We start from the raw sequence: 26468 nt of genomic DNA on the forward strand, positions 1-26468 counted from the left end.
GGGTGCCCGGCAAATGGCCACCATTTGCGCGAAACCCAAGGGCCACAGTAGCGCCGGTAAACGCCATGAACAAGGTTGCAGCGGCAGCCCTGCGAAAGCCGACGCAGGGCTGCGGAGATCGCTGGCGGACGCCTTACCGCCCGCCCATCCCGGCGTTGAGCGAGATCGAGTTGTAGATGAGCTTCTGCAAGAGGATGGCGAGGAAGATGCCGGGGAGCATCGAGAGGGCGGCGCCGGCCATGATGAAGTTCCACTGGGTGCCCTGCTGGGTCTGGAAGTAGGTCAGACCCACGGGCAGCGTGGCGTTGTCGCCGCCTGTCATCACGATCAGCGGCCAGAGGAAGTTGTTCCACTGCGCGATGAAGGTGAAGAGCGACAAGAGCCCGATCGCCGGCATCGACAGCGGCACGATGATGCTGACGAGAATGCGGAGGCGGGACGCACCATCGATCAGCGCCGCTTCCTCCAGCGAGTTCGGGATCGAGAGGAAGAACTGCCGCAACAGGAATGCCCCGAAAGTGCCGAAGGCGACCGGCAGGATCACGCCCTGGAAGGTGTTCACCATGCCCAGGCCGTTGACGATCAGGAACAGCGGGATAATCAGCATGATGGACGGCACCATCAGCGTTCCGACATAGCCCAGCAGCAGCGTGTCGCGTCCGGGGAACTTCAGGCGGGCGAAGGCGTAGCCGGCGAGGCTGGAGACGACGACGGTAATTACGGTCACGCTGCCGGCGACGATCATCGAATTGAGGAAGTAACGCCCGAACGGCAGTTCGGACCAGGCCTTGGCGAAATTGTCCCACTCGAACTGGTTGGGCAGGATGCGCACCGGGATGGCCATCACTTCGGCATTGCTGCGGACGGCGTTCGAGACCATCCAGAAGAAAGGGAACAGGAACAGCAGCGCCACCAGCAGCAGCCCGCCGTGGTTGAGGATATCGAGCGCCAGGGCGCGCCGGGAACGGGCCTTAGTTGTCATAGTGCACCCACTTGCGCTGCAGCCAGAATTGGAGGGCGGTCAGCGCCATAATCAGCGCGAACATCACCCAGGCGATGGAGGAGGCGTAGCCCATCTGGAAGTTCTGGAAGCCACGCTGGTAGATGGTGTAACCCAGCGTAGCCGTGGCGTTGCCCGGGCCGCCGCGGGTCATCACATAGATCTGGTCGAACACCTGCAGCGAGGTGATAGCGGTCATCACCGTGCCGAAGAACAGCGTCGGCGAGATCAGCGGCAGGCGGATCTTCCAGAAGCGGTCCCAGGCGCTGGCACCGTCGATGCGCGCCGCCTCGAGATAGCTCGGCGGCACCATGTCGAGCGCGGCGTTGAACAGCACCGTGTTGTAGCCGACATTGGCCCAGAGCGAGACGATGATCACCGCCTGCATGGCGAGCGTCTGGTCGGTCAACAGGTTCGGCACATGCAGCGACAGCGACTTCATGATGAAATCGAAGAAGCCGCCCGGCGCAAAGATCAGCATCCAGACGATGGCGACGGCGATTCCGGGCGTGAAGGTGGGGAGGAAGAACACCACCCGGAACCACCGTTGCCCTCGCTTGAGGCTTGCGATCCAGGTCGCGAGCCCCACCGAGATGATGATGTTCAGCACCAGATATTCGACGGTGAAGAACAGTGTGTTGCGCAGCACGGTCCAGAACTGCGGGTCGGCGGTGAACAGCCGGACATAGTTCTGGATGCCGACAAAGGCCGGTTTGCCCAGCAGCTTCCAGTTGGTGAAGCTCAGCACCAGCGAGGCGATGATCGGCACCACCAGGAAGAGCGTAACACCCACCAGGCTGGGCAGGAGGAAGAAGAAGGCAGTACGGCCTTCGCGCGGCCCGCTGCGCCGTCGCGGGCGGACGGCGGGCGCGCTGGTCGCGACCGGTTCGCTGGTCGCGACCGGAGTATCCTGGATGAGCGTCATGGGCACCTCCTCCCTCGCGGCGCGTGCGCCGATGCACGAAAGCGGCGACCCGGCCGGTCTGATACCGGCCGGGTGCCAGGGGCTAGGGCAACTGGCTCTGGATATCGGCCAGCACGGTGCCCGTCGGCTGATCGCCGTTGAGTGCCAGCGGGAGGTACTGCGTCATCAGGTTCTCGAACTCGTTCCAGTTCTCATTGAGTCGGAACGGGGTCGAGTGCTCGAACGAGTACTGCAGGGTCTCGCGCGCGCCGCTGATGTCCTTGGCGGCCACGTCGTACCAGAACTTCTGCTCGGCGAGGCGGCCTGGCAGCGCGCGGCCGGCGGAGGCGAGGATCTCGGCGGCCTTGGGACCGGTCAGGACCTTCAGCGCCTTGTAGGCCTCTTCCTTGTGCTGGCTGGCGGCGGAGATACCCCAGCCCGAACCGGCGGTGATGAACCGCGAGGGGCCTTCACCGCGCGGCAGGGGCGCAACGCCAACCTTGAAGTCGACCGAGGCCTGGGTGGTCAGCAGCGACCACGGGCCGTCGATCACCATGGCCGCGTTGCCGGCGGCAAACTGGCCGCTGCCGGTCATCGCACCGGCGCCCGTGGCAAAGACCGGCGAGGCCTTGGCGACGGCGACGAGGTCGACGATCTTGCCGACCGCGGCGGCATAGCCGGGGTTGGTCAGGTCGAACTGTTCGCCGTCGTTGAAATACTCGGCGCCCAGCGCCACCGGCTCGGCGATGAAGTCGAAGGCCTGCGCGGCATAGCCGTAGGTGTCACCGCTGGTCAGCTTCTCGGCCGCGGCCTGGAAATCGGCGAAGGTCCAGTCCGGCTTGGGCTCGGCGAGGCCGGCTTCGGCGAACTTGTCACGGTTGTAGAAGACCAGCCATGGGCCGACGTCATAGGGCAGGGCGTACTGCACGCCGTCCTTCGACAGGCCGGAAATGATCGAGGATTCGAACACGGACTTGTCGAAATTGTCCGCCGCAATGAACGGATCGAGCGGTTCGAGCACGCCATAGAAGCTGGGCATGCGCATCGACTGCATGGCCACGAGGTCGGCGATCTGGCCGGATGAGGCCAGCACCGGCAGGCGGGTCCAGTAGTCGGTCCAGCCCGAGAACTGCGGCGTCACCTTGATGTTGGGATATTCCGCCGTCACCAGGTCGGCGATGCTCGTGAACAGCGCGGTATCCTTCTCGTCACCCCACATCTGCCAGGTCAGGTTCACCTGGTCCTGGGCGTAGCTGGCGGTGGAAAGCAGGGCGGTTCCAGCCAGCGCGATGGCGGCTAGCGTAAGTGGCAGTCTCATGTCGTGTCCTCCTCGGTCACATTTGGCGTTGCATGCTTGGGTCGTTGCACCGGAGTCCTCCGCTCCGGGGTAGGCGCGCGGCCCCTCAAGCCGCGATCAGCACCTCCAGATCGGCGATCATGGCGATGAGCTCGGCACGCTGGCGGCGCAGGGCATCGGGGTCTCGCCCCGGCTCCAGGATCGACGCCATGCGGGAAACGAAGTCGGGCGGCAGCAGCGGCAGTTCGGCCGCCATTGGCAGGTTCCAGCCGTCACCGGGGTAGTAGGCGCGGTTCAGCGCGAACACGAACTGCAGGATCGCGTTGGCGAGCTTGCCGGTGATCCCGATCAGGAAGACCAGGTCGCGCCGGTCGACCTTGCTTTCGTAGTGATAGTCGGCGGCCCAGTACTGCAGGATCTCGCGGTACTGCTGCAGCAAGGCGTCGCGCAGCGGCTCGGGATAGGTCGCGAGCTGGCGCTTCCAGCCCGCGAGCCGCCCATCGGGGTCGTTGACGATCTGCTGGCTGGCGAGATCGGTGGGCAGGTGGTAGCCCCAGATGGTCCATTCAAAGGTCTTGGGGACAGCGGTCCCGGCGAGCCAGGCATCGAGATCGCGCTCGACGCCGGCGTAGCTGCGCATCCAGATGCCATCCATGCGAACCCCCTCGATCTGCCACTCCTTCATGGCCATTTCGAACCGGTTCCATTGCACGGTCAGCTTGAGGTTCGGCCGGTAGGCATGGGCGTAGACGCGAAAGTCATAGTCTGACTGCGTGTCCGACCGCCCCTTGCCGCGCGACCCGGCGAGGGCAACGGCGCCATCGCCGTCCTCGGCCAGGTCGGCGATGAGCGGAGCCATCGCCGCGATGAGGTTGGCCTCATGACCCGCCGCATCGGTCGCTGCTGCTACCGACACGATCGTCAATCCTTGAGGATCAGTTCGATGACCGGCGTCACCACGTCCGGCTTGAGGACCGGCAGCTCGAGGGTCAGGATGCCGTCACCCACCGCGACGCCGATGTTGGAATCGACCTCGGCATCGGGATCGAGCCAGTGGATCTCGCTGGCATCGTGCAGGAACTGGGCATACTTCACCTTCCGCCCCAGACCCTCGATGTGGATGTGGCGGAACGGCCAGTTCTGCACGTGCAGGTAAAGCCGGTTGCCCTTCTGGGTAAACTTCGTGCCGCTAGGCGCCTTGTACTGCGAAGCCCCCGCCCCGTAGATGGCGCGACCGTTGAGACGCAGCCATTCCCCATAGGTCTCGAGCGCCTTGATGGCGCGGGCGTCGAACGTGCCGCGAGCCGTCGGCCCCACGTTCATCAAGAGGTTCCCGCCGAGCGCCACGGTGTCGATGAGGATGTTGATGAGCTGGCCGGCATCCTTCCAGGTGTTCTCGTCGCGGTGGTAGCCCCACGAGCCCGAGAAGGTGTGGCAGACTTCCCAGCGCACCGGCTTGCCGTTGATGGTCGGGGCCACGCGGGGGGTGTACTGCTCGGGCGTCGCCAGGTCCTTGGGGAAGTTGCCGTCGGTGGGCAGGTCCAGCCGGTCGCCGACGATGATGTTGGGCTGCAGTTCGCGCACCAACCCGATCAGCTCCTCGCTCTGCCAGTCGGCGCGGCCCTTGCCGGGCATGCCCTTGTACTCGCGCTTGGGGTAGCTGAAGTCGAACCAGATGACCGAGATCTCGCCGAACCCGGTGAGGAGCTCGGTGACCTGGTTGCGCATGTACTCGGCGTATTTGCGCACATCGCGGCTCTTGTTCATCTGGAGCGCATCTGGGTGATTGCGCAGCGGATGGATGCCGTCGATCGGGAATTCCGGATGGTGCCAGTCGATCAGCGAATAGTAGAAGCCGACCTTCAGCCCCTCGGCGCGGAACGCGTCGGCATAGGCCTTCAAGAGGTCCTTGCCGTAGGGCGTATTGGTGGCCTTGTAGTCGGTGAACTTGCTGTCCCACAGGCAGAAGCCCTCGTGGTGCTTGGCGGTCAGCACCACGTACTTCATCCCCGCTTCGCGCGCCCGGCGCGCCCATTCCTTGGGATCGTAGAGGTCGGGATCGAAGTTCTCGAAGTACTTGGCGTAAGCTTCGGGGGCGATCTCCTCGCGGTGCTGGACCCATTCGTGCCGTGCAGCCAGGGCGTAGAGCCCGAAATGAATGAACATGCCGAAGCGGTCATTCGTGAACCAGGCCTTGCCGGCAGACGTGTCGATGCCACCGCTGGTGGTGAGAGCGCTATCCAATCTATCCTCCCTATGCCGGTCCATCGAACCGGTTCGATTTTTATCCTGCTAGGGAGCCGTTTGCGAGTCAAGACGGAATCTGAGGTCCGGTCCGACGGTGGATTTCAGTTGCGTGAAGGCCAGCAGCTGCTACGTATTGCAGGAGAATTGCCGACTGGCCGACCCACCAGCACAACCCCCTCTTTGCATAGAAGCGGTTCGAGAATAGACTGATGGCCACCATTCGCGATGTTGCCAAACTGGCGGAGGTGTCGGTCTCGACCGTGTCGCTGGCGCTCAGCAACCCGGGCCGGGTGAGCCAGAAGACGCTCGAGCGGATCCGAAGCGCGGTTGCGGCAGTGGGGTATGTTGCCGATCCGCTGGCGCAGAGTCTGGCGCGTGGCCGCAGCAAGATGATCGGCCTCGTCGTTGGTAATGTCGGCAACTCGTTCTTCGGCGACATCCGCCGCGAGCTGGAGAACTACGCCCTCGAGCACGAGCACTTCGTCCTCATCGCCGACTCCTCGGGCAAGCCGGAGCGCGAGCAGGCGCTCGTCGAGCATCTGATCGGGCTCAAGATCGCCGGCCTGGCGCTCGGGCCGTCCAGCTTCGGCCCCGACTACGTGCGTTTCGTCGAGAGCCTCAAGGTCCCGATGGTCTGCTTCGACCAGAAGGTTGCCGGCATCGAGCGGGATTTTGTCGGGTCCGACAACTATCTCGCCGGTGCCATGCTGACCGAGCACTTGCTGCAGCTGGGGCATCGGCGCATCGCCTTCATTGCCGGACCGCAGCACATGCACACGGCCTCCGAGCGCTATCGCGGCTTCGTCGAGACCATGGCTAGCGCCGGCGTCGAGGTGAATCCGAATTACGTGGTGGACGGCCAGTTCACCCGTTCGGCGGGCTACGAGGCGGCGATGCGGTTGCTGATCCAGCCCGAACGCCCCACCGCCATCCTCGGCGCCAACAATGCCGTGGCGCTCGCCGCGCTGCAGGCCATGCAGGAACTGGGCTTCAACTGCCCGGGCGATATCTCGCTGTGCATGATCGACGACGTGCAGTGGAGCAACGTCATCACCCCGCGTATCACCATGGTGGTGCAGGACACGCTCAAGCTCGGCGGCATCATCGCCCGGCGGCTTCTGCACCGGATCACGAACCCCGAGGCCGCCGCGGAACCTCCGCAGGACTTCGTGCTGTCGCCGAGGTTCGTCCCGGGCAACTCGTGCCGGCGGGTCTGAGGGGCGCTCGGACTACCCTTTCAATCCCGCCCCGGCGAGACCCTGCACGTAGTAGCGCTGCAATGGCAGCAGCAGGGCGATGGGGATCAGCGCGGTGACAACCGCGACAGCGAACAGCTGGTTCCAGATCGTCTGGTATTGCTGCTGGAACGCGGCCATGCCGACCTGGATCACCTTGAACTGCTGGCTCGGCATGGCGAGCAGCGGCCAGAGGAACGCCTCCCACTGGAACACGAACAGCAGCAGTCCCGCGCTGATGCAGGTGGGAATGGAAAGCGGGATATAGACGTGGCGGAGCACGTCGAGCCAGTTGGCGCCATCGAGCCGCGCCGCCTCCAGGTAGTCCTTCGGCACTTCCTTGAAGAATTGGTAGAACAGGAAGACCGCGAGGCCATTGGCGACGCTGGGGACGATCAGCGCCGCGATATTGTCGAGCCAGCCCAGCTGCATGGTCACCGTGTAGAGCGGCAGCGCGATCGCCTCGAAGGGCAGCATGAAGCTGATGATGATCAGCGTCAGGATGGCGTTCTTGCCCTTGAAATCGAACACCGCGAAGGCAAAGCCGGCGAGGCCGTTCACCACCAATCCGCCAAGCATGGTGATGATGGCCACCAGCATGGTGTTGGCGATGATCTGGCCGAAGCCGCGCTGGATAATGCCGTCATAGGCCTCGAGCGAGAACGGCGCAGGGATCAGCGCCTCGGGCGTGAAGGGAAAGATGTCGGCGAACACTTCCATGTTCGGCCTCAGCGACGAAACGATCGCCCACCAGAGCGGCAGTACGAAGACGAAGGCTATGGCGAGGTAGCCGAGGTGCTTGAGCGAGAAGCCGACGCCGCGGCGGATCGGATGGGCCATCACTTGCGCTCCGGCTTGCCGGCGAGCAGGCGGAACTGCAGCCCGACGATGACGAGAAGGATCAGCACCACCACGACGATGATGGCCATGGCACGACCCATATCGCCGAAAACGAAGCCCGACTTGTAGGCCTCGTACATCAGCACGTTGGTCGAATCCGCCGGGCCGCCCTGGGTCAGCATGAAGATCGGCGCGAACAAGAGGAAGTTGATCGAGACATCGGCTACGAGGACGAAGAGCAGGGTGGGCCGGAGCAGGGGGATGGTGATGTGCCAGAGCCGCTGCCACGCCGTGGCGCCGTCGAGCCGGGCCGCCTCGTAAATCTCGGTCGAGATGTTCTGCAGCCCGCCGATGATGAAGATCATCCAGTACGAGATGCCCTTCCAGGTGGCGATGGCGATGATCGAGTAGAGCGCCAGCCCTTCCGAGGTCAGCCATGGCTGGGCCGGGATGCCGGCAATGCCGATGAGCCCGTTCACCAGCCCGTCCTGGCTCAGCATGATGCGCCAGATGATCACCGCCACCGGCAGCGATACACCGATCGGGATGAGGAAGAGGAAGCGGTAGAAGGTGATGCCACGGAACTTCTGCACGTAGAGCAGCGCGAGGCCGAGCGACAGGGCGATCTGGATCGGATTGATCAGCAGGTTGAACCAGAAGGTGACCTGTAGCGACTTCCAGAAGACGGAGTCGTTGATGAGGGCGACGTAGTTGTCGAGGCCGACGAACACCTGGTGGCCGCGCACCATGTTGAACAGGCTGTCGCTGACGGCCAGCGCGATCGGATAAAGCCGGAAAACGACGAGGCCCAGCAGCGCTGGTGCGAGCAGCGCGGCGATCAGCAGGAGAGGAGATCGTGTGCGGGTCACGCCATTTTCCGGTCGTTACGCCCCCGGCGGGTAGGAAAGCCGGGGACGCGGGAGGAGCGGGGTAGTTTACTGCGCCACGCGGTTGGCGGCGCTCTCGAACTTCTGCACGGCACTCTTCAGCGCATCGGCAACGGGGACGCCGTTGGAGATGTCGGTGAAGGCGGTGCGGAAGGCATCCTGCAACTGGCCGTAGGCGGCCGTCACCGGGCGAGCCTTGGCGGTGTTGAGCGAGTCGTAGACGCCGAGGCGGAAGACGTTCTGCGGGAAGGCGTCGAAATCGGCGGAGGTGCTGATCTGGTCGAGCAGCGGCTTGTAAGTCGGCAGCTGCTGCAGGGAATCGAACCAGACCTTGGTGCCCTCGGGGCTGGTCGTGAGGTAGGACGCGAAGTCCATCGCCTCGGCCTGGTTGGCGGAGGCGACGTTGACGCCGACGAACCACGAGCCGGTCGGGGTCAGGACCTTGCCGCCCTCGAAATAGGGGTAGGGGGCAACGCCGAAATCGACGCCCGAACCCGAGAGGATCGGAATGTTCCAGGTCCCGCCGGCGAACATGCCGAGCTGGCCGTTGTTGAACAGTTGCGCGCCTTCGCCGTAGCCGAGGCCCTTCGGGCTCACGGCCCAGGTGTTGTAGAGGTCGCTCCAGAAGGTCGCAGCCTTGGTCCAGGCCTCGCTGTCGAGGTAGCCGGCGGCGGTGTAGCCGTCCGGGCCGATCACGTCGGTGCCGAGAGACTCGCCGAACGGCTGCAGCTGGTAGAGTTCGGCGAACTGCTCGACCGAGAAGCCGTAGGTGGTGGTGCGGCCGCCGTCCTTGACGGTCAGCTTCTGTGCCGCATCGGCGACCTGCTCCCAGGTCCAGCGCTCGGTCGAGGCGAGTGTGTCGACATCGGCTTGCGTCGCGGTCTGGCCGGCGGTGAGGCCCGCGGGCGGAGTGATCCCGGCCTTCTCGAACAGCGCCTTGTTGTAGAACAGCACCTGCGCCGAGTTGTTGATCGGCAGGGCGTATTGCTTGCCGTCATACTTGCCCGCATCGAGCGCGCTCGGCACCAGCGCCGAGGTGTCGATGGTGGCGTCGATCGGGGAGAGGAAGCCGCGCGAGGCGTAGCTCGCCATCAGCGGCGCATCGACATAGACGAGGTCGATGCCGGCATCGGCCGAGCGCAAGCGGAGTTCGGCGACCTGGAAGAACTGCGCGAACGGGTAGGACTGCAGGTTGATCGCAACGCCGGGGTGCGACGCCTTGTAGGCATCGACGACCGCCTGCATGGCGGTGGTGTCGCCGCCTTCGATGACGATCATATTGAGCGTCTTGTCCTGGGCCAGCACAGTGCCGGCGAGCATGCTGGCCACAAGGCCGGCGAGAATGGAGAGCTGTACGGTCTTCATGTTGGCACCCTTCATGGCTTCACGGTAACTCGGCCGGCGGCCCAGATCATTGCCTGGGTCACCAGTTCTGCAAAACGGCCGGCATCGGCCTTGACGGCAACGCCGACGTTCTTGATGCGTGTGTCGTGCGACGAATCCTGCGGCCTCAAATCGATCAGCGTCTGGCCGTAAGCCTCGTCGCTGGAAACGATCACCTCGCCGGGGCGCTGCTCGATCTCGAACAGGCTCGGGTCGATCAGCCAGGCGATGCAGCAGGGATCATGCAGCGGGGCGCCCGGCTTGTCGGCGCCGGCGAAGCGGTAGTAGGTCCCGCAGTAGAAATCGAGGATATCGGCGACCACATTGTCACCCGCATGCGCAGCGCGGACCGCGGCGACGTCTTCTCGGCGCAGCAGCGTCTGGTGCGTGGCATTGAGCCCGAACATCACGAGTGGCACGCCCGAGCGGAACACCATGCGGGCCGCTTCGGCATCGGCCCAGATGTTGAACTCGGCGGCCGGGGTCACGTTGCCCTCGCCGGACGAACCGCCCATGAACACGATCTGCCTGATCGCAGGCACGAGGTCGGGGCGCAGGGCGAGCGCCAGCGCGACATTGGTCATCGGGCCGATCACCACCAGCGTGATCTCGCCGGGGTTCGCCTCGACCAGCCTGATGATCGCGTCGACCGCGTGTCCGGGGGCGATGGTGCGCGTAGGCGCGGGCAGTTCGACGCCGGCGCTGTCGAGCCCGCTCGGACCATGGAAGGCCGCCGGGAACTCGTAGCGATGGAGCAGCGGCCGTTCGGCGCCGCGATAGACCGGGACATCGAGGCCGAAGGCTTCGACGATGCGCAGCGCATTGCGCGTGGTGTTCTCCACCGAAGCGTTGCCGCAGACCGCGGTAATGGCCTCGATCCGGATCGACGGGTGCGATGCTGCCAGGAGGATCGCGGCCATGTCGTCATGGCCGGGGTCGCAGTCGATAATGATCCGGTGGGTAGGGGAGGTCACGTAGTCGCCTTCTCGTCGATCCAAAAAACTGCTGGATCGGGGCGTGGCAACATCAGCTGCCGTTCCCTCCGATATCCCCGCAGAACAAGGCAAAGGCTAGGATAGACGACAGGTTTGCAACAGCGTACTAATCGGCCAATCGATTGAGTTTTTATCAACGATCATGCTGCACCTGCTTAACGCATTGAGAGCCTTCGAGGTCGCCGCCCGGCTGGGCAGCGTCCGCCGCGCCGCCGAGGAACTGCGCGTGTCGAGCGGCGCTGTCAGCCGGCACATCAAGAATCTCGAGGATGAGTTCGGCGTCCAGCTGTTCGAGCGCGGCAACCGCTCGCTGCGCCTCACCCCCGATGCCGCGGCTTTCTCGGCCACCGTGACGGAGGCCTTCGCCTCCATCACCCGCGGCGTTGAGCACCTGCGCTCGGCCTATCGCCACGGCACGATCATGCTCACGGCGCCCGATACCTTCCTCCTCCGCTGGCTGGTGCCGCGCCTTCCAGCGCTCGACCGCGAACTCGGGGGTAAATCCGTGCGCCTGACCACCTGGACGCGCGAGAGCAACCCTGCCGACCGCTCCATCGACGTCTATGTCGGCGTCGGCCCGCCGCTGAACATTCCCGGCATCACCGTGGTCGAGATCGGCCCCGAGACCTTCGGTCCGGTGATCAGCCCGATGCTCGCGCGTGGCGAGCTGACGGCCGACGACCTCTGGGCCCAGCCCCGGCTCGATATCCGCTGGCCGCCCGACATGTGGACCAACTGGGCCCGCGAGGCCGGCATAGAGCTGCCGCCGCGCGAGACCATCTGGTACGATACCCTGACCTATAGCGTGCAGGCCGCCGAAGCCGGCCTCGGTGTCGCCATCGGCGCCGGACCCGCCATCTGGGACGCCATCGCGCAAAATCGTCTCGTTGCGCCGCTCGGCGTCGTCACGCGGCCGGGCACGTGGTTCCTCGCCTGGCGCGACGAGCGCTCCAGTCAGACCATGAACAGCATCGCCCGCTGGTTCCAGCGCGAGATGGCGCTCTCAGCGCGTTCCGCCGGTCAGTAGTAGTCCGGTACAGGTTTGACGGACCTTGTCCTTTTGTCGATGCAGGAAGGGCTATGCGCCGCGACCGTCGCGGACGTAAGGTCGCTCTCCGATAGCGCCGCGGACGACAGGCGGTGAGGGACAGGGAGAGTTTCATGCATCTGAATTTCAGCAGGACGTTTCTGACTGGTGTCGCGATGACGGCGATGCTCACCATGGCCGCGGCGCCGGTCGAGGCGGCGACGCTCCGCATGGCCTGGTCGCAGGATGCCACCGGGCTCGATCCGCACAAGCAGACGGCGTTCTCGTCTCTGCGCCTGCTCGAGCTGATCTACGAGCCGCTGGTCCGCCTCGACGCGCAGTACAATGTCTCGCCCGCCATCGCTACGAGCTGGGAATTCTCGGCCGATGGCCTGACGCTCACGTTCAAGCTCGATCCCAACGCCAAGTTCTCGACCGGCGATGCGGTGACCTCCGCCGACGTGAAGGCCTCGTTCGAGCGCCTGCTCGATGAGGCGACCGCCGCCGCGGCGCGAGCCAACTTCCTCTCGATCAAGTCGATCGACACGCCCGATCCGCAGACGGTGGTGTTCAACCTGAGCCAGCCCGACGCGCCGCTGCTCGTCGCCATGTCCGGCACCAACGCCTCGATCGTTCCGGCCTCGGCCATAGCCGATGGCAGCATCGGCACCAAGCCCATCGGCTCGGGGCCGTTCGTGCTCGACGAGTGGGACCCCAACGTGAAGGACGTGCTGAGCGCCAACCCGAACTGGGCCGGCGGCAAGGTCGGCGTCGACGGCATCACCATCTCGGTGCTGCCATCCGAAAGCGCCATCATCGATTCGATGCGCGCCAACCAGACGGACTTCGCTCTCTTCAACGACCCGACCATCGCGACGCTCATTCCGGGCGAGGCGGGGATGACGCTCAACCGCGTTCCGGGCCTCGCCTACAATGTGCTGCAGATGAATCCGGCGCGTCCGCCGATGGACAATCTCAAGGTGCGGCAGGCCATCTCCTGCGCCGTCAACCGGCAGGAGATCATCGACACCGCGCTCCTCGGCGAGGGCACCGTGACTGGCCCGCTGACCATGAAGGCCTACGCCTCCGACCCGGCGAGCCTCTTCTGCTATACGCAGGATGTCGAGAAGGCCAAGGCGCTGATGAAGGAAGCAGGGCTCGAGGCCGGCTTCGAGGCCGAGGTGATCGCCGCGACCGGTGAGCCGCCCTATGCCGCCAACGAGGCGCAGGTGCTGCAGAGCCAGCTCGCCGCGATCGGCGTCAAGCTCAACATCAAGACCATGGATCTGAAGGTCTATGTCGATACCTGGCTCAAGGGTGATTTCGATATGGCAGTGGCACAGAACGGCGGCCGGCCGGACCCGTACCCCATGTACAACCGCTACTTCACCAAGGACGGCAACCTGGTGAAGGTGTCGAACTTCACCGACCCCGAGCTCGACAAGCTGCTGCAGGAAGGCCGCGTCGAAACCGACGTCGCCAAGCGCAAGCCGATCTTCCAGCAGTTCGAGGCCCGCCTCGCCGAGCAGGCACCGTGGGTGTGGATTTCCAGTACCGTGACCTACACGGCCAATCTCGACAGCGTGAAGGGCTATGAGATCAATCCGAGCGGGTTGCTCTTCTCGCTGAGCAAGGTGACTGTCGGCGAGTAAGCGTTTCGGGGCGGGCTCAGGCCCGCCTCACCACAGGGTGCGGCCGACATGAACTATCTCACGCAACGGCTGCTGACGTTTCCGCTGGTCCTGCTGGGTGTGTCGCTGCTGGTGTTCTTCGCCATCCGGCTCGTGCCCGGCGACGCGATCATCGCCATGCTGGGCACCGAGGCGGGCTTGCTGACGGAGGCGCAACGCGCCTCCCTCGCCCAGTATTTCGGTCTCGATCAGCCGATCTTCGTGCAGTATGGCCGGTGGCTGGCCGGGCTGTTCGAGGGCAATCTCGGCATCTCGGTGACCTACGGCAAGCCGGTTCTCGAGGTGATCATCGCACGCTTCCCGCTCACCCTCGAGCTGGCGCTGCTGTCGATGGTGATTGCTCTCGCCTTCGGCATTCCGGCCGGAGTGTTCGCCGCGACGCGGGCCGACCGACCTTCCGACCTCGTCGTGCGGCTCTTCGCGATGCTCGGGCAATCGACGCCGAGCTTCGTCGTCGGATTGGTGCTGATCTATTTCCTCTCGGTGACCTTCCATGTGCTGCCCGCCATGGGCTCGTTCACCCCGCTGTTCGTCGACCCGCTGGGTAACCTCAGCCAGATGATCCTGCCCTCGATCACGCTGGGCCTCTCCTTCGCGGCGGCGGTGACCCGCATCTCGCGTTCGGCCATGCTCGATGTGCTCAGCGACGATTATGTGCGTACCGCCCGCAGCAAGGGGGCGTCGCAGCGCGACGTCATCTGGGGGCATGCACTGCCCAATGCGCTGATCCCGGTGGTGACGCTGTCGGGCGTCGAGTTCGGCTACCTGCTCGGTGGCGCCGTGATCGTCGAGCAGATCTTCGCGCTCCCCGGGCTCGGCCGTCTGACGCTGGATGCGATCAGCCAGCGCGACTATCCGCTGGTACAGGGCGCCGTGCTGTTCATCGCCCTCAACTTCCTCGTCGTGAACCTCCTGGTCGACCTCGCCTATGCGGCGCTCGATCCGCGCATTCGGCTCGGGGGCAAGTGATGGGTCTGCTCAAGGCGGTTCTGCAGCACCCCAGCGGCCGTATCGGCGCAGGCATCATCGTGGTTTTCCTCGTCCTCGCGGCGCTGGGGGCAGTCGGGCTCACGCCGCATGATCCGCTGAAGCAGTTCGTCGTCGACCGCCTGAAGCCACCGAGCCCGACCTACTGGTTCGGCACGGACCTCTTGGGCCGCGACACCTTCAGCCGCCTGATGCTGGGCATCAGCGAGTCCTTCCTCGTGGCCTTCGCGTCAGTCGCCGTCGCCGCGGCCGCCGGAACGCTGATCGGGCTGTTCGCCGCCTGGTGGGGGCACCTGTGGGACGGCGTGCTGATGCGGACGATGGATGTACTGCTGGCCTTCCCGGCCATCCTCCTCGCCCTGCTCATCGTCGCGATCGAGGGCGCCGGTGCGGTGACCAGCATCGTCGCCATCGGTATCGTCTACACGCCGATCTTCGCCCGCGTCGTCCGTGCCCCGGCGCTGGCGCTCAAGGCGCGCGAGTTCGTCGAAGCGGCGCGCACCTTCGGCAGCTCGCAGGGCTATATCCTCACGCGCCACCTGCTGCTCAATCTCGTCGCGCCGCTAACAGTGACGATCACGCTGGCGCTCGCCTGGGCGCTGCTGACCGAGTCCGGCCTGAGCTTTCTCGGCCTTGGCACACAGCCGCCGGCGCCGTCGCTCGGCGTGATGCTGGCCGAGAGCAAGTCGATGATGACGCGTGCCCCATGGCTCATGGTATTTCCCGGCCTCACCATCATGCTCGCCATCCTCGGCTTCAACCTCCTGGGCGATGCCCTGCGCGACATCCTCGATCCACGCACGCAGCGGAGGGAAGCATGAGCACGCTGCTCTCCGTCCGCGACCTCAGTGTCGGTTTCGGTCGCGATCCCGGCGCCAACGAGGTGGTGAAGGGCGTGAGTTTCGACCTCGAGGCCGGAGAGACGCTGGCCATCGTGGGCGAGAGCGGCTCGGGCAAATCGGTAACGGCGCTGTCGATCAACCGGCTGGTCGATTTCGGTGGCGGCCGGATCACCGGCGGCGCGATCACCATCAACCGCACTGACGGCGCCTCGGTCGATATCACCGCCGCCGACGAGCCTGCGCTGCAGCGCATCCGCGGCCGCGAGATCGGCATGATCTTCCAGGAGCCGATGACCTCTCTCAACCCGGTGCATACTGTAGGCCGGCAGATCGAGGAGGCCTTCCGGCTGAGCCGCGGGCTAACCGGCCGCGCCGCGACGGTGGCCGCCAGGGAAGCGCTGGAGCGCGTACGCATCCCCGATGCCGCGCAGCGCCTCGGATACTATCCGCACCAGCTTTCGGGCGGCATGCGGCAGCGGGTGATGATTGCTATGGTGATCGCTGCGAACCCGCGCCTCCTGATCGCCGACGAGCCGACCACCGCGCTCGATGTCACGGTGCAGGCGCAGATCATGGCTTTGCTCGCCGAGCTCCGAGCCGAAGCGGGGATGTCGATGATCTTCATCACCCACGATATCGGTCTCGTCGCCGGCATCGCCGACAGGATCATGGTGATGCAGGCCGGTGTCGCGGTGGAGCAGGGCTCGCTCGACACGGTGATCGACCACCCGCAGCACGCGTACACAAAACACCTGCTCAGCGCCGTGCCCCACTTCAACAGCGGCAAGGCGGTTCGCGACGATGGGCAGCGCGCCGAGCCGAAGCCGCCGATCGTCAGGGTCGACGACCTCGTCGTCCGCTTCCCGGCTGCCGGCGGGTTGTTTGCCCGGGCGTCCGGTGCCGTGCATGCCGTCGACGGCGTCGATTTCGACCTTCGCCCCGGCGAGACCCTCGCCATCGTCGGCGAAAGCGGCTCGGGCAAATCCACCACCGCCCGCGCCATCCTTGGCCTAGCCCCGGTAACGCGCGGGGAGATCGCGGTCGAGGGGCAGGGCCATCGGCCGGTGCAGATGGTGTTTCAGGATCCCTTCGCCTCGCTCAACCCCCGTCTCAATGTCGAGAGCCTTCTCGCCGAGCCCGCCATCGCCGCCGGCCAGCGCGTCGATGTCAGGGTCCGCGAGCGGATGAGCTTCCTCCTGAAGCGCGTCGGCCTCTCCGAGGATGCGCTCAACCGCTATCCGCACCAGTTCTCCGGTGGGCAGCGGCAGCGGCTTTGCATCGCCCGCGCCTTGATGCTCAATCCCGACGTGGTCGTACTCGACGAGGCGGTGTCGGCTCTCGATGTGTCGGTGCAGGCGCGGGTGCTGGAGCTGTTGATCGACCTGCAGCGCGAGTTCGGGCTCGCCTATCTCTTCATCTCGCACGACATGGCGGTGGTCGAGCGCATCGCCCACCGCGTTGCCGTGATGTTTGCCGGCCAGCTGGTCGAGATCGGAGATGCAAAATCCGTGCTGTCGGATCCGCAGCACAGCTATACGAAACGGCTGATCGGCGCCGTTCCCGCCATCGAGCGGCGGCGGCAGCATTTCACCATCGACAATACCCAGGTGCCCTCACTGCTGAAGCCGCGCGGCTACGAACCGCCGCCGGCTCGCTGGCGTGACGCAGGCACCGACCATCGCGTGCGGCTGGAGGAACAATGAGCGCTCAAGCGACCCTCGACCGGGCCTTCAAGCCGCTCGAGCAATCGATCGCCACCGGTCGCATCCCCGGCGGCATCCTCGGCGTCGTCGAGGCCAATGGCGATCGCGCCACTCGCGTCATCGGCGATGCGCAGCGGGTGCCGCATGCCCGCCCGATGACCGAGGGCACGTGGTTCGATCTCGCCTCGCTCACCAAGGTGATATTCACCACCCCGCGCATCATCGCGCTGGCCGAGGCCGGCAAGATCGATCTCGATGCCCCGCTGATCTCGGTGATCCCGGATTTCCGCCAGTACAACCCGGACAACTGGGAGCGGAAGATCACGTTTCGCCAGTGCCTCGGCCACCAGACGCCGTTCCCCGGCGTGTTCCCGATCTACACCTACGGCACCGACCCCAATCTGCTGCGCGCCTTCGTGCTCCAGCACGAGTGGCCGGCCGGCCCCGCCGTCTATTCCGACCTCAACTTCATCCTCCTCGGCATCGCGCTCGAGCGGCTCACCGGCAAGCTGATCCGAGAGCAGGATCCGGGCCCAGGGTTTGCCTGGTCGGCCGATCCTGCGAATGCCGCAGCGACAGAGCAGGATGCCTGGCGCGGCCGCGTCGTCGTCGGCGAGGTGCACGACGAGAACTGCTACGCGCTGCAAGGCTCGGGCCACGCCGGCCTGTTCGGCACCGTCGTTTCGGTGCTCGACTACGCACAGAGCCTCCTGACCGCGTCCGGCGTCTCGCCCGGCGTGGTCGAACTGATGCGCACCCGCGTCGGCGGCCGCCGCACGCATGGCTGGGAGCTGCCCTATGATGGCTGGTCGGGCGGCGACCACTGCTCGGCCGCCACCATCGGCCATACCGGCTTCACCGGCGTCGGCCTATGGCTCGATTTCGCCAAGGGTCGGGCCTGGACGCTGCTGACCAACCGCGTGCACCCCACCCGCCATTTCGACAGCGGCATCTTCGCCCTGCGCCGCGCTGTCGGCGACCTCGTCAACGCGGAGTAATCGGCATGGACCCCATCTGGACCGTCGGGCTGATGACCGGCACCGTGCTCGACGGTAATATCGATATCGCCATCCTCAGGACCGACGGTGAGCGCGTCACCGAGTTCGGCCCCTACACGCTGGCGCCCTATCCGCAATCGATCCGCGACCTCCTCGAAGAGACGCTGGCCCAGGCCCGCAAGTGGAACTTCGAGGGCCCCGAGCCGGCGATCTTCGCTGAGGCCGAGGACGCGCTGACCCGCGCGCAATCGGCCGCGGTCCTCGCCCATGTCGAGGCCTCGGGCCTGAAAATGTCCGATATCGGCGTTGTCGGTTTTCACGGCCAGTCGGTCCTGCACCGCGCCCCGCAGCTGGGCCGCATCGGCGCCACGCGCCAGCTCGGCAACGGCCAGCTGATGCACGAGCTGCTGGGCACGAAGGTCGCCTACGATTTCCGCTCCGCCGATGTCCGCGCCGGGGGGCAGGGCGCCCCGCTCGCCGCCATCTATCACCAGGCGCTGCTGCGCGGGCTCGGCACCAGTGGCGATACCGCCGTGCTCAACCTCGGCGGCGTCGCCAATGTCACCTGGTGGGACGGCGCCGACACGCTCATCGCTTTCGACACTGGCCCCGCCAACGCGCCGCTCAACGACTTCATGAAGGCCCACGGGCTCGGCGACATGGACCGCGACGGCGCCTTCGCCCGCACCGGCACGGTCGACGAGGTGCGGCTCAAGCAGCTGCTCGAGCATCCCTACCTCGCGCAGAAGCCGCCGAAATCGCTCGACCGCTTCGATTTCACCGCCGCCATGGCCGATGGCCTTGATCCCACCACCGGGGCCGCCACCCTCACCGCCTTCACTGCCGGCGCCGTCGGCAAGGGCCTCGACCTGCTGCCGACCCGACCGAAAAAGCTCGTCGTCAGTGGCGGCGGCCGGCACAATCCGCTGATGATGGAAATGCTCGGCAGCCGCGCCGGCGTCGAAGCCGTTCCCGCCGAAACGGTCGGCTGGCGCGGCGATGCGATCGAGGCCGAGTGCTTCGCCTTCCTCGCCGTGCGCGTGATCCGCGACCTGCCGATCAGCTTCCCGACAACGACCGGTGTGCCCTATCCGCTGAAGGGCGGACGTCTCGCCGGCTAGAGCCGCTTCTGCAGGAAAGTGCGGGTGCGGCCAATGGGAAAGTCCTCCAGTTGACCGAAGGCGGCATAGCCAGCCCGTTGATACGTCTTCAGCGCCACCGGGCTGAACGTGTCGATATAGGCGCCGTGGCAGCCGCGCTGGCGTGCTTCGGTCTCCGCCGCCGCCAGCATCCTGCCCGCCAGCCCGCCACCCCGTGCGCCTTCGGCCACCCATAGCCACTGTACGTATAGCCACCCCCACGCCGTATAGCCGGAGATGCCCGCCACCACCTGCCCGGCCTCGTCACGCACCACCACCGCGAGGGCCCGCCGCTCGGCCGGCCCAACATCGGCGACGTTGAAGCTTACGAGCCCGTCGCCGATTGCGCTCAGGTCCTCCACCGCCGGGGTGTCGGTGACGGTCAGCGAAAGCACCATTCTCTTGTTCTCGGGTGTTGCATCGAGGTTCGGTCTCGCTATCACTGTGCCCTATGGATTTGCTCGTAAACCTCTATTCGCGCCGGATGGCTGCGCTGGCGCAGCGCGTCGCCGGCGTCGATGCCACGATCCGCGTCGCGTTGCCGCCCGAGCTGCATATCCTCCAGGACTGGGTGCGCGAAAACTTCAGCGAGTACTGGGTCAGCGAGCTAACCGCGGCCTTGGCTCATCAGCCTCCCGGCTGCCTTGTCGCCATCGTCAGCGGCGAGGTGGTTGGCTTCGCCTGCTACGACGCCACGGCGCGTGGCTTCTTCGGCCCAACGGGGGTGGCGGAGAGCCAGCGCGGCAGGGGGATCGGCCTCGCGCTGCTCTACCACACGCTCGCGGCGATGAAGGCCCGGGGCTACGCCTATGCCGTCATCGGCGGGGTCGGGCCGGTCGAGTTCTACGCGAACGCCGTCGGCGCCGTGCCGATCGAGTCGGATGGCGAGGATATCTATCAGGGCTTGCTGCGGGTTCGGCCCGGGCAGGGGCAGTAGAGATGCCGAGCCCGCCACTTGCCCTGTTCGTCGGCATCGAGGGCCTCGAGCTCACGGCCGATGAGGTTGCGTTCCTGCGCGAGGCGAACCCCTACGGCCTGTTCCTGTTCCGGCGCAACATCGACAACCGCGAGCAGGTGCGAGAACTCTGCGCGCAGATCCGCGACACCCTGGGTCGCGCCGATACGCCCATCTTCATCGACCAGGAGGGCGGCCGGGTCCAGCGCCTCAACAACGGCAACTGGCCGGATTTCCGCAGCCTCGGCACCTTCGGCGCACTGGCGCGAAAGGACCTCGAACTGGGGAAGCGCGCCATGCGCCTCTCGACCCAGGCCATGGGCGCGATCATGGCCGATCTCACCGTCGACAGCGGCACCACGCCGGTCGTCGATCTCGCCCGCCCGGGCACCCACGACGTGATCGGCCAGCGCGCCTTCGGCGACGATCCGGCGCTGGTCGTCACCATGGCCCGCGAGGTCATCGACGGCATGCTCGAGGTCGGGACGCTCCCGATCGTCAAGCATATCCCCGGCTACGGCCGCGTCACGGTGGATCCGCATTTCGACTGCCCGGTGGTCGACGCCAGCTTGGACGACCTGCGGGCCACCGACTTCCGGCCCTTCGTCGCGCTGCGCGATGCGCCCTGGGCGATGGTGGCGCACCTGATCTTCACCCGGATCGACCCCGATCATCCCGCCTCGGTTTCGCCAAAGCTCATCGATCTGATCCGCCACGACATAGGCTACGATGGCGTACTGATCACCGACTGCCTCAGCATGGAGGCGCTGAAGGGGACGCCGGGCGAGCGGGTGGGCGCCGCCCTCGCCGCCGGCAACGACATTGCGCTGCTGACCCAGGGCGGCCTCGTGGCAAGCGAAAGTGCCGCCCGGGCAGCCCGCCCGTTAACGGCGGAAACTATTGAACGAATCACGCGCGCCGAGCGCAAACGCGGTAGTCTTCGCGTCGACGCGGCGGCGCTTTACGGCGAAGTCGAGCAGATTTTCAAGGCGAACCGCCTCGCCTGAGGCGGATGCCGGTCGAAGAAGAGGGAGACGCATTCATGTTGAAGAGCAAACTGCTTGCGACGGCCGCATTGGCCCTGGCGATGACCGTGCCTGCAACTGCCCAGACGGTGCTGACCATAAGCTCCGAGCAGACGACGACCTTCGTCCGCAACTTCAATCCGTTCAACCAGACATCGGCGCGCGCCACCACCAAGGACTTCATCTACGAGCCATTGGCGATCTTCAACCGCCTCGCCGGCGCCAAATGGGAGTACCGGCTGGCTGAAAGCTTCGAGCTGGCCGACGACCTCAAGTCGATCAGCTTCACCTTGCGCGACGGGCTCAAATGGTCCGACGGCGAGCCGCTCACCGTCGACGACGTGGTCTTCACCTACGACTTCCTGAAGAAGTTCCCGGCGCTCGATTTCAACTCGGTATCGAAGCTGATGGAGTCGGTGGAAAAGGTCGACGAGCGTACGGTTCGTTTCAACCTCATCCAGCCCAACTCGCTGGTTGCGACCACTATCGTCGCGATGCCGATCGTGCCTGAGCATATCTGGAAGGACATCGCCGATCCGGTTACCTTCGCCAACGAGAATCCGGTCGGCTCCGGCCCGCTCACCGAGATCAGCCGCTTCACGCCGCAGGTCTACGAGCAGTGCCGCAATCCCAATTACTGGGACGCGGCCAGCCTCCATATCGACTGTATCCGCATGCCGCAGCTGGCCGACAATCCGCAGGTGCTGGCGGCGCTCGTCGACGGCACGCTCGACTGGGCGACCAGTTTCGTACCCGACATCGACAACACCTTTGTCGCCAAGAATCCGGAGCACAACCATTACTGGTTCCTGCCCTCCAGCCTCGTGGCGTTCACGCTCAACCTCGAGAGCCCGGACGCGAACAACAAGAAGGCCTTCAACGACGTCAACTTCCGTCGCGCCGTGAGCATGCTGATCGACCGACAGTCGATCATCGACATTGCCGGCTACGGCTACCCGGTGATCAACGAAGATCCCGCCATGCTGGGCTCGTTCTACAAGGCGTTCGGCAATCCCGAGGTCGTCACCCAGTTCGGCCAGTACGGCAAGTTCGACCTCGATGCTGGCGTGGCTCTGCTCGAGAAATCGGGCTATGTCGACAAGGATGGGGACGGCTTCCGCGACAATCCCGACGGCACGCCGATCGCCATCGACATCGAAATCCCCAACGGCTGGACCGACTGGATCGATGCCGTCCAGATTGCCATCGAGACGCTGAAGCAGGGCGGGCTCAACGTGAAGATGTCGACGCCCGAGGAATCGGTCTGGGCCTCGGACCTGATCGACGCCAAGTACTCGATGTCCCTCAACGCTATCGCCTCGGCGGCCAACCCGTACTTCCCCTATATCCGCTCGTTCAACCCGGCCGATTTCGGCAAGAGCCGCACCTCGGCGCAGCGCTGGACCGATCCGGAAGTGGTCGAGATGCTGAACAAGTATACCCAGGTGAAGGACCCGGCAGAGCAGAAGTCGATCATGGACGCCATCCAGCTCAAGGTGGCGGCGGCGATGCCGGTGATCCCGGTCTACAACAGCCCGTCCTTCTACCAGTACAGCACCAAGCGCTTTACCGGCTGGGCCAACGCGGACAACCCGATCACCTCGCCGGTCGTCTCGAACGCCAATCCCGGCCGCCTGATCCAGTTGCTGGCCCTGCGGCCGGTCGCGCAATAGTCTGACATTGGCGAGGGCGCACCGCGCCCTCGCTCCCACCAAGCGGAAACACCGATCCAATGGCCTTTCTGCTCCGGCGCCTTATGTTCTATCTGGCGGCCTTCATCGCTGCGGCGACGATCAACTTCTTCCTGCCGCGCCTGATGCCGGGCGATCCGATCCAGATCATGTTTTCCGGCGCCGGGTCCGACCTGTCGATGGAGAACCTCAACGCGCTGAAGCTCACCTTCGGCTTCATCGATGCGCCGATCGGCGAGCAGTACCTCGCCTATCTCAAGAGCGTTTTCACCGGCGATCTCGGCCGCTCCATCAGGTTCTTCCCGCTGCCGGTCACTGAGTTGTTGGCACGCGCCCTGATCTGGACTGTGGGCCTCGTCGGCATCGCGACACTCGTCAGCTTCGCCATCGGCACCTTCCTCGGGGTGATGGCGGCGTGGCGACGCGGTACCCTGTTCGACACCATCGTCTCGGTCATCGCCATCTTTTCGAGCTCGGTGCCGGCGGTGGTCGTCTCGCTGATCACGCTGTTCGCCTTCGGCTACACGCTCGGTTGGTTCCCCAATGGCTATGCCGCCGACCCCATGCTCGATGCGGCCTGGAGCTGGACCTACATCTCGAGCGTCCTCTACCACGGCACCCTGCCGATGCTGACCATGGTGCTCGTCCTCACTGGCGGTTTCGCCGTCACCATGCGCAACAACATGATCAACCTGCTCGGTGAGGATTACATTGTCATGGGCCGCGCCAAGGGGCTCAGCGACCGCGGCGTCATGCTCCGGTATGCGGCGCGCAACGCGCTGCTGCCCACCGTCTCGGCACTCGCCATCTCGCTCGGCGCCGTCCTCGGCGGCTCGCTCGTCACCGAGGTGGTGTTCAACTATCCGGGCATGGGAAATACGCTCTACCAGGCCATCCTCGCCCGCGATTACCCGGTGATCCAGGGTGAGCTGCTGATCATGACGACCGCCATGCTGGCCGCCAATTTCCTCGTCGATCTGAGCTACGTGCTGCTCGATCCTCGGCTGAAGCGAGCCTGACCGGTGGCCCTGCTCTCCCAGCTGTTGCGCAACAGAAAGGCGGTGATCGGCGTCACCATCCTCGCCATCGTCATCCTCGTGGCGGTCTTTGCGCCACTGCTCACCGAGTACCTGCCGACCAAGCGCGTCGGCCGCCCGCACCAACCGCCATCGGCGGAGCACCTGCTCGGCACCACCCGGCTCGGCTATGACGTCTTCACCCGGCTGCTCTACGGCGCCCGCGTCTCGCTGGCCGTCGGCTTCGGGGCGGGGCTGCTGATCACGGTGATCGGCACCGTGCTCGGCATCATCGCCGGCTACAAGGGCGGGATCGTCGACGAGGTGATCAGCTTTTTCACCAACATGATCCTCGTCATCCCCAACCTGCCGCTGCTGCTGGTGCTCGCCGCCTTCATCGGACAGGCGAGCCCGCTGGTCATCGCGGTCATCCTCGGGTTCACCTCCTGGGCCTGGGGCGTGCGGGTGACGCGTTCGGAGACGCTGTCGATCCGGCAGCGCGACTTCGTCAAATCGGCCGAGATGCTGGGCGAGCCGGGCTGGCGCATCATGGCGTTCGAGATCTTTCCCAACCTCATCTCGATCGTCGGCATCAACTTCATCGGCAGCGTCATCTTCGCCGTGATCAGCGAGGCGACGCTCGAATTCCTCGGGCTGGGTGATCCCAACACCGTCTCCTGGGGCATCATGCTCTACAACGCGCAGAACTCCTCGGCGCTCTCGGTCGGCGCCTGGTGGGACATCCTCACCCCATGCCTCGCGCTGGCGACGCTCGGTCTCGGGCTGGCGCTGATCAACTTCGCCATTGACGAGATCGCCAACCCGCGGCTGCGCACGGGCGGCATGCTGGTGCGCTGGGCCGGGCTGATCAGAAGGGGCGAGGGCAAGCTGTGAGCGATCCGGTCCTCTCCATCCGCAATCTCTCGATCGACTATGTCGGCGCAAAGAGCGACTTCCATGCGGTCAAGAACGTCAGCTTCGATATCGGGCGCGGCGAGTTCTTCGGGCTCGCCGGCGAATCCGGCTGCGGCAAGAGCACCATCGCCTTCGCCATCCCGCGCCTCCATCGCCCGCCGGCCATCATCCGCAGCGGCAGCCAGATCCTGCTCAACGGACGCGACGTCCTTGCCCTCGACGACGCGGCATTGCGCGATCTGCGCTGGCGCGAGGTGGCGATGGTGTTCCAGAGCGCGATGAACTCGCTCAACCCGGTGCTGACCATCGAGCGCCAGTTCTACGACGTGCTGAAGACCCACACCGGCATCGGGCGCCCGGCCGCCCGGGCGCGTGCCGCCGAACTGCTGGCGCTCGTCGATATCCCCGCCGACCGGCTCTCGGCCTATCCGCACCAGTTGTCGGGCGGCATGCGCCAGCGCGTCGTCATCGCCATCTGCCTCGCGCTCAACCCAAAGCTGCTGATCATGGACGAGCCGACCACCGCGCTTGACGTGGTGGTGCAGCGCGAGATCCTCGAGCGCATCCACAAGCTCAGGGCGGAGCTGGGCTTTGCCGTGCTGTTCATCACCCACGACCTCGCGCTGATGGTGCAGGTCAGCGACCGCATCGGCATCATGCTCGAAGGCGAGCTGGTCGAGGTCAACGACGCACAGGCGATCTACCGTGCGCCGCAGCACGCCTACACGCGAAAGCTTTGGGCCTCGATCCCGCGCCTCACCGGCGAACGGATGGGTGCGGCATGACCGACACCGCCCCGATCCTCGCCCTCGACAGTGTGTCGAAGGTATTCCACCGCGCCGGCAGTACCGTCCATGCCGCCCGTGCCGTGTCGTTCGCCCTCCATCCCGGCCGCACCGTAGCGCTGGTTGGCGAATCCGGTTCGGGCAAGACCACCGCCGCCCGGCTGATCATGCGCGAGTACCGCCCCGACGCCGGGCGCCTGCTGTTCCGCGGGGAACCGGTCGAGAGCGGTTCGCTCGGCCTCAAAGCCTATCGCAGCGCAGTGCAAATGGTCTTTCAGGATCCGTTCTCGTCGCTCAATCCGGTGCACACTGTCCGCCACCATCTCGAGCGCCCGCTGCGGCTGCACCAGCCGGCGCTGAAGCGGGCCGAGCGGGCGGCGGCGATGGCCGAGGTGCTGACGCGGGTGAAGCTCGATCCGGCGCTGATCCTGCCGAAGTTCCCGCACGAGCTCAGCGGCGGCCAGCGGCAGCGCATCAGCATCGCCCGAGCGTTGGCGGTGAACCCCGAGGTGATCATCGCCGACGAGCCGACCTCGATGCTCGACGTCTCGGTGCGGCTCGGCATCCTGAACCTGCTCAACGACATGAAGCGCCAGCTGCGCCTCGCGGTGCTCTACATCACCCACGACATCGCCACCGCGCGCTACGTGGCCGAGGACATCATGGTCATGTATGCCGGGCAGATCGTCGAATGGGGCGAGACCGAGAGCGTGCTCTCCAACCCGCAGCACCCCTATACCCGCCTGCTTCTCTCCGCCGTGCCCGATCCCGATCGCCGCTTCGGCGAGGCGCGGTTCGACGACGAGCTTCACCGCATCGAGGCGATCCGCCGGCAGTCCGCCATCGAGCAGCCGGAGGTGCGCGAGATCGCGCCGAACCACTTCATCCGTCCGATGCCTGAGTGAG

Annotated in this window: 25 protein-coding genes; 15 read left to right on the top strand and 10 right to left on the bottom strand. The window is 65.6% G+C overall.

Annotated elements, in window-relative coordinates; genetic code table 11:
* Positions 1-133 precede the first annotated feature (133 nt).
* The 5 genes from ACOYW5_RS17745 to ACOYW5_RS17765 form a co-directional block, all read right to left on the bottom strand.
* Positions 134-982 (bottom strand): carbohydrate ABC transporter permease, encoded by an 849-nt coding sequence (locus ACOYW5_RS17745; RefSeq protein ID WP_423066218.1) that lies wholly within the window; start codon positions 980-982, stop codon positions 134-136.
* On the bottom strand, positions 972-1925 hold the full coding sequence (locus ACOYW5_RS17750) for a carbohydrate ABC transporter permease (RefSeq protein ID WP_423066219.1): 954 nt from the start codon (positions 1923-1925) through the stop codon (positions 972-974). The genes ACOYW5_RS17745 and ACOYW5_RS17750 overlap by 11 nt, the downstream gene beginning before the upstream one ends.
* Before the next feature lie 82 nt (positions 1926-2007).
* A complete protein-coding gene (locus ACOYW5_RS17755) occupies positions 2008-3222 on the bottom strand; it encodes an ABC transporter substrate-binding protein (protein WP_423066220.1) in 1215 nt (404 codons plus the stop codon).
* An 85-nt stretch (positions 3223-3307) separates the two neighbouring features.
* Positions 3308-4117, bottom strand: coding sequence for a DUF4037 domain-containing protein (locus ACOYW5_RS17760; RefSeq protein WP_423066221.1), 810 nt, complete (start codon positions 4115-4117; stop codon positions 3308-3310).
* Between the two features lie 5 nt (positions 4118-4122).
* On the bottom strand, positions 4123-5445 hold the full coding sequence (locus tag ACOYW5_RS17765; RefSeq protein WP_423066222.1) for an alpha-L-fucosidase: 1323 nt from the start codon (positions 5443-5445) through the stop codon (positions 4123-4125).
* Between the two features lie 212 nt (positions 5446-5657).
* Here ACOYW5_RS17765 and ACOYW5_RS17770 point away from each other — a divergent pair, with 212 nt between their 5' ends.
* Positions 5658-6665, top strand: a complete 1008-nt coding sequence (locus ACOYW5_RS17770; protein ID WP_423066223.1) for a LacI family DNA-binding transcriptional regulator — start codon at positions 5658-5660, stop codon at positions 6663-6665.
* Positions 6666-6677: 12 nt separating this feature from the next.
* On the opposite strand, the gene ACOYW5_RS17775 is transcribed toward ACOYW5_RS17770, so the two are convergent.
* The 4 genes from ACOYW5_RS17775 to ACOYW5_RS17790 form a co-directional block, all read right to left on the bottom strand.
* Entirely contained in the window at positions 6678-7523 is an 846-nt protein-coding gene (locus ACOYW5_RS17775) for a carbohydrate ABC transporter permease (RefSeq protein WP_423066224.1), read from the bottom strand.
* Positions 7523-8392: a carbohydrate ABC transporter permease gene (locus ACOYW5_RS17780; RefSeq protein ID WP_423066225.1), complete on the bottom strand. Its 870-nt coding sequence runs from the start codon at positions 8390-8392 to the stop codon at positions 7523-7525. Before ACOYW5_RS17780 ends, ACOYW5_RS17775 begins: the two co-directional genes overlap by 1 nt.
* A gap of 66 nt (positions 8393-8458) precedes the next feature.
* A complete protein-coding gene (locus ACOYW5_RS17785) occupies positions 8459-9775 on the bottom strand; it encodes an extracellular solute-binding protein (RefSeq protein ID WP_423066226.1) in 1317 nt (438 codons plus the stop codon).
* Between the two features lie 11 nt (positions 9776-9786).
* On the bottom strand, positions 9787-10767 hold the full coding sequence (locus ACOYW5_RS17790; RefSeq protein ID WP_423066227.1) for a nucleoside hydrolase: 981 nt from the start codon (positions 10765-10767) through the stop codon (positions 9787-9789).
* A 163-nt stretch (positions 10768-10930) separates the two neighbouring features.
* Between ACOYW5_RS17790 and ACOYW5_RS17795 the strand changes: the two genes are divergently transcribed.
* The 7 genes from ACOYW5_RS17795 to ACOYW5_RS17825 all read left to right on the top strand — a co-directional run bounded on the left by ACOYW5_RS17795 (position 10931) and on the right by ACOYW5_RS17825 (position 19157).
* On the top strand, positions 10931-11815 hold the full coding sequence (locus ACOYW5_RS17795; RefSeq protein ID WP_423066228.1) for a LysR family transcriptional regulator: 885 nt from the start codon (positions 10931-10933) through the stop codon (positions 11813-11815).
* A gap of 134 nt (positions 11816-11949) precedes the next feature.
* The gene (locus ACOYW5_RS17800; RefSeq protein WP_423066229.1) at positions 11950-13467 is read left to right on the top strand and encodes an ABC transporter substrate-binding protein; all 1518 of its coding nucleotides are present in this window, start codon (positions 11950-11952) and stop codon (positions 13465-13467) included.
* A gap of 48 nt (positions 13468-13515) precedes the next feature.
* Positions 13516-14475: an ABC transporter permease gene (locus ACOYW5_RS17805; protein ID WP_423066230.1), complete on the top strand. Its 960-nt coding sequence runs from the start codon at positions 13516-13518 to the stop codon at positions 14473-14475.
* Entirely contained in the window at positions 14475-15314 is an 840-nt protein-coding gene (locus tag ACOYW5_RS17810; protein WP_423066231.1) for an ABC transporter permease, read from the top strand. The genes ACOYW5_RS17805 and ACOYW5_RS17810 overlap by 1 nt, the downstream gene beginning before the upstream one ends.
* Complete coding sequence (locus ACOYW5_RS17815; protein ID WP_423066232.1) at positions 15311-17038, top strand: ABC transporter ATP-binding protein; 1728 nt, start codon at positions 15311-15313, stop codon at positions 17036-17038. The genes ACOYW5_RS17810 and ACOYW5_RS17815 overlap by 4 nt, the downstream gene beginning before the upstream one ends.
* Positions 17035-18036, top strand: coding sequence for a serine hydrolase domain-containing protein (locus ACOYW5_RS17820; protein WP_423066233.1), 1002 nt, complete (start codon positions 17035-17037; stop codon positions 18034-18036). The genes ACOYW5_RS17815 and ACOYW5_RS17820 overlap by 4 nt, the downstream gene beginning before the upstream one ends.
* A gap of 5 nt (positions 18037-18041) precedes the next feature.
* Positions 18042-19157 (top strand): anhydro-N-acetylmuramic acid kinase, encoded by a 1116-nt coding sequence (locus tag ACOYW5_RS17825; RefSeq protein WP_423066234.1) that lies wholly within the window; start codon positions 18042-18044, stop codon positions 19155-19157.
* On the opposite strand, the gene ACOYW5_RS17830 is transcribed toward ACOYW5_RS17825, so the two are convergent.
* Complete coding sequence (locus ACOYW5_RS17830; RefSeq protein ID WP_423066235.1) at positions 19154-19573, bottom strand: GNAT family N-acetyltransferase; 420 nt, start codon at positions 19571-19573, stop codon at positions 19154-19156. The two genes, ACOYW5_RS17825 and ACOYW5_RS17830, sit on opposite strands and share 4 nt — an antisense overlap.
* A gap of 53 nt (positions 19574-19626) precedes the next feature.
* Between ACOYW5_RS17830 and ACOYW5_RS17835 the strand changes: the two genes are divergently transcribed.
* From ACOYW5_RS17835 to ACOYW5_RS17865, 7 genes are read left to right on the top strand one after another with little or no spacing between them, the layout of a single operon-like run.
* On the top strand, positions 19627-20112 hold the full coding sequence (locus tag ACOYW5_RS17835) for a GNAT family N-acetyltransferase (RefSeq protein ID WP_423066236.1): 486 nt from the start codon (positions 19627-19629) through the stop codon (positions 20110-20112).
* Between the two features lie 2 nt (positions 20113-20114).
* The gene (gene nagZ / locus ACOYW5_RS17840) at positions 20115-21137 is read left to right on the top strand and encodes a beta-N-acetylhexosaminidase (RefSeq protein WP_423066237.1); all 1023 of its coding nucleotides are present in this window, start codon (positions 20115-20117) and stop codon (positions 21135-21137) included.
* Positions 21138-21175: 38 nt separating this feature from the next.
* The gene (locus ACOYW5_RS17845; protein WP_423069492.1) at positions 21176-22828 is read left to right on the top strand and encodes an ABC transporter substrate-binding protein; all 1653 of its coding nucleotides are present in this window, start codon (positions 21176-21178) and stop codon (positions 22826-22828) included.
* Between the two features lie 59 nt (positions 22829-22887).
* On the top strand, positions 22888-23865 hold the full coding sequence (locus tag ACOYW5_RS17850) for an ABC transporter permease (RefSeq protein ID WP_423066238.1): 978 nt from the start codon (positions 22888-22890) through the stop codon (positions 23863-23865).
* A 9-nt stretch (positions 23866-23874) separates the two neighbouring features.
* Positions 23875-24756, top strand: a complete 882-nt coding sequence (locus ACOYW5_RS17855; RefSeq protein ID WP_423069493.1) for an ABC transporter permease — start codon at positions 23875-23877, stop codon at positions 24754-24756.
* A complete protein-coding gene (locus tag ACOYW5_RS17860) occupies positions 24753-25562 on the top strand; it encodes an ABC transporter ATP-binding protein (RefSeq protein ID WP_423066239.1) in 810 nt (269 codons plus the stop codon). Before ACOYW5_RS17855 ends, ACOYW5_RS17860 begins: the two co-directional genes overlap by 4 nt.
* Positions 25559-26467 carry an ABC transporter ATP-binding protein gene (locus tag ACOYW5_RS17865; protein WP_423066240.1) on the top strand — a complete coding sequence of 303 codons (909 nt, stop codon included), beginning with the start codon at positions 25559-25561 and terminating at the stop codon, positions 26465-26467. Before ACOYW5_RS17860 ends, ACOYW5_RS17865 begins: the two co-directional genes overlap by 4 nt.
* Position 26468: the final 1 nt, after the last annotated feature.

Origin of the sequence: Devosia sp. CN2-171, from assembly GCF_049354815.1 — a bacterium.
In the GTDB taxonomy this organism is placed as follows: Bacteria; Pseudomonadota; Alphaproteobacteria; order Rhizobiales; family Devosiaceae; genus Devosia_A.

What these genes read in the sequence shown, in the direction of transcription:
- ACOYW5_RS17810 (WP_423066231.1), top strand. Translation starts at nt 14,475, where the DNA reads ATGGGTCTGCTCAAGGCGGTTCTGCAGCACCCCAGCGGCCGTATCGGC.
- ACOYW5_RS17830 (WP_423066235.1), bottom strand. Translation starts at nt 19,573, where the DNA reads ATGGTGCTTTCGCTGACCGTCACCGACACCCCGGCGGTGGAGGACCTG.
- ACOYW5_RS17770 (WP_423066223.1), top strand. Translation starts at nt 5,658, where the DNA reads ATGGCCACCATTCGCGATGTTGCCAAACTGGCGGAGGTGTCGGTCTCG.
- ACOYW5_RS17835 (WP_423066236.1), top strand. Translation starts at nt 19,627, where the DNA reads ATGGATTTGCTCGTAAACCTCTATTCGCGCCGGATGGCTGCGCTGGCG.
- ACOYW5_RS17795 (WP_423066228.1), top strand. Translation starts at nt 10,931, where the DNA reads ATGCTGCACCTGCTTAACGCATTGAGAGCCTTCGAGGTCGCCGCCCGG.
- ACOYW5_RS17785 (WP_423066226.1), bottom strand. Translation starts at nt 9,775, where the DNA reads ATGAAGACCGTACAGCTCTCCATTCTCGCCGGCCTTGTGGCCAGCATG.
- ACOYW5_RS17745 (WP_423066218.1), bottom strand. Translation starts at nt 982, where the DNA reads ATGACAACTAAGGCCCGTTCCCGGCGCGCCCTGGCGCTCGATATCCTC.
- ACOYW5_RS17775 (WP_423066224.1), bottom strand. Translation starts at nt 7,523, where the DNA reads ATGGCCCATCCGATCCGCCGCGGCGTCGGCTTCTCGCTCAAGCACCTC.
- ACOYW5_RS17850 (WP_423066238.1), top strand. Translation starts at nt 22,888, where the DNA reads ATGGCCTTTCTGCTCCGGCGCCTTATGTTCTATCTGGCGGCCTTCATC.
- ACOYW5_RS17815 (WP_423066232.1), top strand. Translation starts at nt 15,311, where the DNA reads ATGAGCACGCTGCTCTCCGTCCGCGACCTCAGTGTCGGTTTCGGTCGC.
- ACOYW5_RS17800 (WP_423066229.1), top strand. Translation starts at nt 11,950, where the DNA reads ATGCATCTGAATTTCAGCAGGACGTTTCTGACTGGTGTCGCGATGACG.
- ACOYW5_RS17755 (WP_423066220.1), bottom strand. Translation starts at nt 3,222, where the DNA reads ATGAGACTGCCACTTACGCTAGCCGCCATCGCGCTGGCTGGAACCGCC.
- ACOYW5_RS17865 (WP_423066240.1), top strand. Translation starts at nt 25,559, where the DNA reads ATGACCGACACCGCCCCGATCCTCGCCCTCGACAGTGTGTCGAAGGTA.
- ACOYW5_RS17805 (WP_423066230.1), top strand. Translation starts at nt 13,516, where the DNA reads ATGAACTATCTCACGCAACGGCTGCTGACGTTTCCGCTGGTCCTGCTG.
- ACOYW5_RS17750 (WP_423066219.1), bottom strand. Translation starts at nt 1,925, where the DNA reads ATGACGCTCATCCAGGATACTCCGGTCGCGACCAGCGAACCGGTCGCG.
- nagZ (WP_423066237.1), top strand. Translation starts at nt 20,115, where the DNA reads ATGCCGAGCCCGCCACTTGCCCTGTTCGTCGGCATCGAGGGCCTCGAG.
- ACOYW5_RS17825 (WP_423066234.1), top strand. Translation starts at nt 18,042, where the DNA reads ATGGACCCCATCTGGACCGTCGGGCTGATGACCGGCACCGTGCTCGAC.
- ACOYW5_RS17820 (WP_423066233.1), top strand. Translation starts at nt 17,035, where the DNA reads ATGAGCGCTCAAGCGACCCTCGACCGGGCCTTCAAGCCGCTCGAGCAA.